Here is a 991-nt window from a genome sequence, read left to right on the forward strand (position 1 = left end):
GAGCAGAAACAAGACAATGGGAACCAAGCAGTCGGGTCGGTGCGCATGCGCGAAAAGGGCGGTGGCGACTACTAAAAAATCTCCTGCAGCAGCGAATCTACAGGAATTGCCTTATGCCAGTTGCTCTTGGCGGGCCAGCGCGCGGTAGAACCGAGCCGCCGTGCACGGGCGGGATCGACATCGGCTTTCTGAAACGGCGCGGCCCTCAGCGCGACAAACCGCTTTTCTTGCCGCTTGGCAGTACCGGCATGTTTCGCCGACGGGAGCACTTCGTCCCGATGGTGCAAAATTGATCAAGCGATGATTTCGTAACACGAAGTAGCAAGATGCCCCTTCAGCGCACACCAAACCCGGGCTAGGTCGTTCCGGTAGGCGAGGCGCGTTTGCGGGTTGTCGATGTTGGCGGGCGCGATCGACCAGCTGGCGGTGCTGACGTGCCTCGACACTTTGCGTAAGCAGGGGCACAGTATGTTTGCTGTATTACAGCAAATGTTCCAGGGTACACCTATCCAGCCAGCCGCATAGCTGCTTGAATAGTTACAAATTTTCTTGGTTTCTGACTGGGGTGAAAGATCAGTAGCAGAACCGGGGCGTATAAAAGTAGCGTCCACTCTTGATGTCCTGGAATATGTTGAGCCTCGAATGAAGACAGGCACGTATATAACGGCGCGGACACGAAGTTCGCCCCTAACCAACGGAGCCTGTCATGAGCTATGGAAAAAAAATGCAACAATTCTTCGGTGTTGGCGTCGAGCCACCCCGTTCACCAGCTGGCATTGACATCGATATGCGCATGGGACCGCGCCCGCGTGCCGAGATCGTTCCGAATGCCTTGACCGAAGCGCTTTCCGACATGATCTATCACAAGGTTCGTCCGCTTGTAATTTACGCGCCAAAGACCCAGTTCCAGTTGCACCAGGTTCGTCTGTTGATGACTCCGGAAAACATGGCCTTGGTGGGTGATCTGGCGGCGTTGCCGCGCACCATCCGC

1 protein-coding gene is annotated in these 991 nt (G+C 55.8%); it reads left to right on the top strand.

Going from position 1 to position 991, the window contains the following annotated elements; translation table 11 throughout:
* Positions 1-706: 706 nt before the first annotated feature.
* Positions 707-991, top strand: a 285-nt coding sequence (locus tag C7C56_RS13040) for a hypothetical protein (RefSeq protein WP_146204462.1), incomplete at its 3' end; no start/stop codon positions are given.

Origin of the sequence: Massilia glaciei (assembly GCF_003011895.2) — a bacterium.
Lineage (GTDB): Bacteria > Pseudomonadota > Gammaproteobacteria > Burkholderiales > Burkholderiaceae_D > Telluria_A > Telluria_A glaciei.